This is a genomic window from Dapis purpurea BLCC-M126 (assembly GCF_050015975.1).
Classification (GTDB): domain Bacteria; phylum Cyanobacteriota; class Cyanobacteriia; order Cyanobacteriales; family Microcoleaceae; genus Trichodesmium.
In genome coordinates this window covers 1-5,774 of the sequence record NZ_JBNHER010000182.1, presented here as the reverse complement: position 1 = coordinate 5,774, position 5,774 = coordinate 1, and the positions used below count along the sequence as shown (strand labels likewise).

The 5,774-nt window shown below is 33.2% G+C and carries 4 protein-coding genes; 1 reads left to right on the top strand and 3 read right to left on the bottom strand.

From position 1 onward, the window contains the following. The 3 genes from ACP6PL_RS15970 to ACP6PL_RS15960 form a co-directional block, all read right to left on the bottom strand. Window positions 1-2,216: hypothetical protein (locus ACP6PL_RS15970; RefSeq protein ID WP_426546253.1), on the bottom strand; the 2,216-nt coding region annotated here is incomplete at its 3' end. Window positions 2,217-2,371: 155 nt separating this feature from the next. After that, window positions 2,372-2,809: an MAG6450 family protein gene (locus tag ACP6PL_RS15965; protein ID WP_426546252.1), complete on the bottom strand. Its 438-nt coding sequence runs from the start codon at window positions 2,807-2,809 to the stop codon at window positions 2,372-2,374. Further along, entirely contained in the window at window positions 2,810-3,268 is a 459-nt protein-coding gene (locus ACP6PL_RS15960) for a Panacea domain-containing protein (RefSeq protein ID WP_426546251.1), read from the bottom strand. Between the two features lie 297 nt (window positions 3,269-3,565). Here ACP6PL_RS15960 and lysS point away from each other — a divergent pair, with 297 nt between their 5' ends. Then, window positions 3,566-5,134, top strand: a complete 1,569-nt coding sequence (gene lysS, locus ACP6PL_RS15955; RefSeq protein ID WP_426546250.1) for a lysine--tRNA ligase — start codon at window positions 3,566-3,568, stop codon at window positions 5,132-5,134. Window positions 5,135-5,774 lie beyond the last annotated feature (640 nt).

Sequence of the window (5,774 nt, the reverse complement as noted above, 5' to 3'; positions counted from 1 at the left end):
TCTACTGTAATGATTTTGGCTTTATTATAAGTGATCATCCGAACATGATATAAGTCAACTATTGGGATGAATGTATCTAATGAATACCAAAACGAATTAAATTTTGGATAGTCTATATCAATTTTTTTATTTTCGTTAGTTTGTTCATCTTTAATATATGGAATGATTCTAGAAGATGGTGAAAATAGGCATTTATTATTAGATATTAATTCTGCACAATTTTCATAACCTAAATTAAAGAAATAAAAACCAGCTAATATAAAAATACTACTCCAAAATAAAGCTTTTGCAGGTTGATAGCCATAAACAATTGTAACGTCTAGAATGCTGTTCCAAAATTGATCTAAGTAGTTGAGTTTTGGTTTAATATCTCTTTTTTTACGAATTAAAATTTCTCTAGCAGCATCTGGCTCGCCCTCTTTTTTGAAAACTTCAGCTAGTTGTTCATAAGTTTGAGGAAAAAAGTCTGGTTGAAGTCTAAGCCATTTGTACCTAGTTTTGCTATCTTTAGGAGTATTATTATCTGTACTAAATTTCTGATAAATAAAACCATCAAGGTTGAGATTGTTCTGTTGAGGCCAACTTTGTTCATCATCTTTGAGGCGAGCTATTCTGGCAAATTGTAGGTCTAATTTCATGTAATGAGATGCTGATTCTCTTCTTTGATATTCTTTTTGAAGTAGTGATGCGACCCGATAATTCTTTATATTTTTAATGAAAGAATATAGAATAAATAGATATAGTGGGAAATTGAGTTTAATTTTGACCATACTTAAAGTATCATCAACTCTAGCACTAACTAAGTAAATTTTCCCTTTAAAAGTTCCTCGATCTAATATAATATCTCCGTCAACATTGATTCCTTCGGCAGATAAAACATTGCCTTTTTCGTTGGAAAAGTTGCCATTAGTGCAGTCAAGATTTCCTTTAATATTTGCTGCTGTTAAATCTACTTCACCCTCAGCATTAAAATCATTACTTAGCAAGACATCAGCTTTAACTTCTATATTATTAGCATTGAGCGCATTTTTTTCTGGATTACAGAAATGACCTTGACGGCAATCTAGTTGACCACCAATAGTAGCTCCAGATAGACTGACTCTACCCTCAGCCTTAAAACCTTTTCTCAGAAGTAAATGAGCTTTGACCTCTATATTCTCAGTAAGGAGTGCATCTTTTTCTGGATTAGAGAAACAACTATCACTACACTCAAGTACACCGCCAATAGTAGCTCCAGATAGACTGACTATACCCTCAGCCTTAAAACCTTTTCTCAGAAATAAATGAGCTTTGACCTCTATATTTCCAGTAAGGAGCGCATATCCTCCTTTATTATAAAAATGACCTTTATTACAATTTAGTTGACCACCAATATTAGCTTCACCTAGACTAACTATGCCCTCAGCCTTAAAACCATTACTCAGAAATACAGAACCTTTTACTTCTATATTATTAGCACTGAGTGCATAATTATTATTAGCACTGAGTGCATAATTATTAGCACTGAGTCCATCTGCTTCTTTATTAAAGAAATGACCTTTACTACAATCTAGTTTACCATCAATGGTAGCTCCAGATAGAGTAACTCTACCCTCAGCCTTGAAACCATTACTCATAAATACATCGGCTTTGACTTCTATATTATCAGCAAAGAGTGCATCTCCTTTTTTATTAGTATTAGAGAAATGACCTCTACTACAATCTAGTGTACTACCAATAATAGCTCCAGCTATACTTACCTTACCCTTACTCTGAAAGCCATTGTGTAGATATAAATTCCCCCTAACTTCAATCAAATCAGCATTAATACCAACAACTTGACTACCATCAAACTTAACTTCTTCTACTTTCGCTCCCCTGAGAATAATTTTTTCTGTAAAAACACATTCTGTGAAATACAATAAACTTTCAAACTTAACAAACTCAAGATTTAATTTCCCCGCAATCTTAGCTCCACAAACCTGTAAACCATGATTAGTAAAATATTGAAAAGCTTCCACATCTGTACATAGCCACTCAATAAACTTAGCAGATAATATTTCCTCTTTTTTCGATGTTCTTGCTTGAGCTGAATTATTAAGTGCTAGGGATTTAACTTGATAATCAGCTACTTCTCCTGCAACAATAGCCTTTAATAACTTTTCCTCAACAGAAGTAAGCGTTTTTTTGTACTTCTGCTTTGCTAATGCAACAAAACTATCAAATTTGTCGATCATAGTTTTTCAGGTTTTAGGAATATTCTTAAATATTATACCTGTAGTATCAGATTGCATTAATTAACCAAAATACAAAAAGACCGTATAAATAATTTTAGTCATCTTTAAGATGACTTAAGCTATGAGCCAAGGATTTTACCTTGGCTTGATATAAATTATTCAGGGCAAACAGAATGGTCTCTATCAAACCAAACTATATAGTAAACTGCATCTACCCGAAATCCAAAAATTCGCTTTTTTTCATCTATTCTCATTTCTGACAATTTAATCTGTTTCGGTATATTTTCTGGTAAAGGTGGATGACTACTAATTAACTTATAACCTGTTCCAACTGATAAACCAGGTTTTTTAGAACCTTGAGTTTTTATCTGCGCCCAAGTATACTTTTCTATTTTCTTTAATCCTTGAATTAAATCATTAATTTCTGATGGATTCCAATCAGACAAAATCCAACAATTTTTATCTGTGTATGTAAATCTAAAGCTAGGATTTTCATTGTCGGTACTACTCTCTAATGGTGGGGTTGCTTGAGCAGAAATTTGTCTGCCTTTATTTTTCCCTGAAAGTTTTTTTATTCTATTTTTTTTGCTCAATTAAGCCTCCACCTCTACCATCTTAGAATAGAAAGCTTTCATATCTGAGTGAGAAATAATATTATTCGATTGTTGAGCTGGTTCTAAATCTTTTCTGGCATTTCGCCAAGGAGTTTCCGAATGTGTTAATTCTTGTAAATATCTAGCACTTAATTCTCCATAAGTATCCCATACTTCCTCAAGAACTTCTATTTCATCTTTGGCAAACTCTATTAACTCTTCAGGTGGTGGAATATCCCGATAATGGTAAGGTTTATATTCATCCCAAACATCACTAATAGCAGGACCATAAACCCAAGCTTCAATATCTTGAAAAAACAGAGGTTTATTTCTAAATACTAAACTCCAAGCTTGTGCATAATATACAAGTTTTTGTAGTTTTAAAGGAGAGATTGTATCCCCTGCTTCTCTGTCAACACGACATAAAAAATACCTAGCTATATCAACTGCACTTTTCATAATTTTTTTCTCCTAAATCTTTAAATATTATATCAATTTTTACTGCATATTCAATTATTATATAAATTTTAATCCTCATTCATTGCTGTTATTGATAAATTGAAATAGCCCGTCTAAAGAAACCGGGTTTATATTAAATACCTTACCATACCAACATTTATCCACTATAAACCCGGTTTCTGGGCAACTACGAGCTTCAATTTAATTTTGGAATAATTTAATCTTTATAACAGTCTAAAAACATAAAAATATGGTATCATTTTAACTTCAATAATCATCTAGAGAGTAAAATCACTAATGGCTAAAAGCGAAACCAGGAATGAAGTAGAAGTTCGTTCACAAAAGGTCGATGAATTACGCGCCCAAGGAATAGATCCCTATCCTAGTAAAGCTTATCAGCGATCGCACACCACTCAACAAGTTATCGACTTATTTTCTCCTCCAGCAAAGGAATTAGAAGCAGGAGAAGCAGACCCCGATGCCAAATTATTAAAAGTTTGTGGTCGGATTACTTCTAAGCGTGATAGTGGTAGTATTGGTTTTATCAACCTAACAGATGAAACAGGAAAAATTCAACTGAAAATTGAGAAAAAATTAGTTACGGGCGACCCTGGTTTAGGCTTTAAACAAATTCAAAAATTGTTAGATGTAGGAGATTTTATTAGTGCGGAAGGGATAGGTTGTCGGACTAATAGAGGTGAGTTATCAATTCAGGTAAATAAACTAGAAGTTCTCTCCAAAGCTATTATTCCTTTTCCTGACTCTTATTATGGTGTAAATGACCCAGAAATTTGTCGCCGTCATAGGGAAATGGATTTGGCTGGAAATGCTGAATCTTTACAGCGTTTTAGAATGCGAAGTAAAATTCTCCAAAGTATTCGTAGTTATCTTTGGGATGCTGGTTTTGATGAAATAGAAACACCAACTTTACAAGCAATTTATGGTGGTGCTGCTGCTCGACCTTTTGTTACTCATCATAATGCTTTGGATGTAGATTTATATTTGCGAATTGCTACGGAATTATTTCTGAAGAGGGCAATTTGTGGAGGTTTTGAACGGGTGTTTGAGTTAGGGCGAGTATTTAGAAATGAAGGAATTGATAGTACCCATAATCCTGAATTTACTTCCCTAGAAGTTTATCAAGCTTATGCAGATTATTTTGAAATTTTGGGCTTAGTAGAAGATGTTATTTGTTATAGCATGACCAATATTTTGGGAGATTTAAAAGAGATAGAATATCAAGGGCAAACTATTAGTTTGGAACGCAAATATGACCATAGTCAAAAATATCCTGATTTCACTGGCAAACATTGGCAAGTTAAAACAATGGTAGAAGCAGTTAAGGATGAAACTGGATTAGATTTTGACAACTTAGAATTGCCAGAAGCAATTAAAGCAACAGAAAAATTAAACCTCAAATTATCTAAATTAGAAACTCAAAGTTTAGGTTATCTTTTATATGCAGTTTTTGACCAAAAAGTAGAGTCAACTTTAATTCAACCTACCTTTATAATTGATTTTCCTGTTGAAGTTAGTCCGTTAGCAAAAAGACATCATAGTAAACCAGGTTTTGTGGAAAGATTTGAGTTATTTATTCACGGTACCGAATATTCCAATGGTTTCTCTGAGTTAAACGATCCTCAAGATCAACGTAAACGTTTCGAGGAACAGATCGCCCAAAGAGAAGCGGGGGATGATGAAGCGCACCCAATGGATGAAGACTTTATTCAGGCATTGTCATTGGGAATGCCTAACTGTGGTGGAATGGGTATTGGAGTTGATCGTGTGGTGATGTTGTTGACAAATACTCAAAGTATTCGAGATGTGATTATGTTCCCGACTATGCGTTCGACGTTGAAGGATTAATTATTAGATAACTTGAAAAAGACTGTAGAGATGTTCCATGAAACGTCCCTACAGCTCTACAATTAATAAATATTCCACTGAGCATTAATACAAGATTCAAATAATTCTTTCTTACCGAAAAATCAAGGTATAAAGCTTCTCCATTCGTGGATAAAAAAGCAAAAAATTCTTTTTAGCCTATCCTTCTATTACAGAAGACGTAATAATTAATTATTCAATATTCTTTTTTCTTAAAATATAACTCCCAACATTTGTATAACCTAAATTTTTCATCTGAAGCTAATAGCTAATAACTGACCGCTAAATGCTTATATAGAATCAAGTTATATCAAGTCCGGTAGCATCAATATTGTAAGTAAGGGTAAGGAAGAAGGAAGAAGTAAGAAGGCTTAAAAGCTGGAAAGAACTTAAATTTCCTGTAGATATTTACCGAATAATTATTAATTATTAATTATTAATTAAATAATTCAGGTTTAAAGCCTCCTCTTTCAAGAGGAAAAAGCGGTCGAGGGATGCCGAGGTCTCCTCGGCATATCCAATCGACCAAGAGAAAAGAAATAATATTTCCTTATATTCAATCAAGAGCGGTTTTAACCAGAGGTAATTATCAATTATCCATTATCAATTATCAATTAATGAA

Coding starts and splice junctions, on each gene's coding strand:
- ACP6PL_RS15960 (WP_426546251.1), bottom strand. CDS start 3,268: ATGAAAAGTGCAGTTGATATAGCTAGGTATTTTTTATGTCGTGTTGAC.
- lysS (WP_426546250.1), top strand. CDS start 3,566: ATGGCTAAAAGCGAAACCAGGAATGAAGTAGAAGTTCGTTCACAAAAG.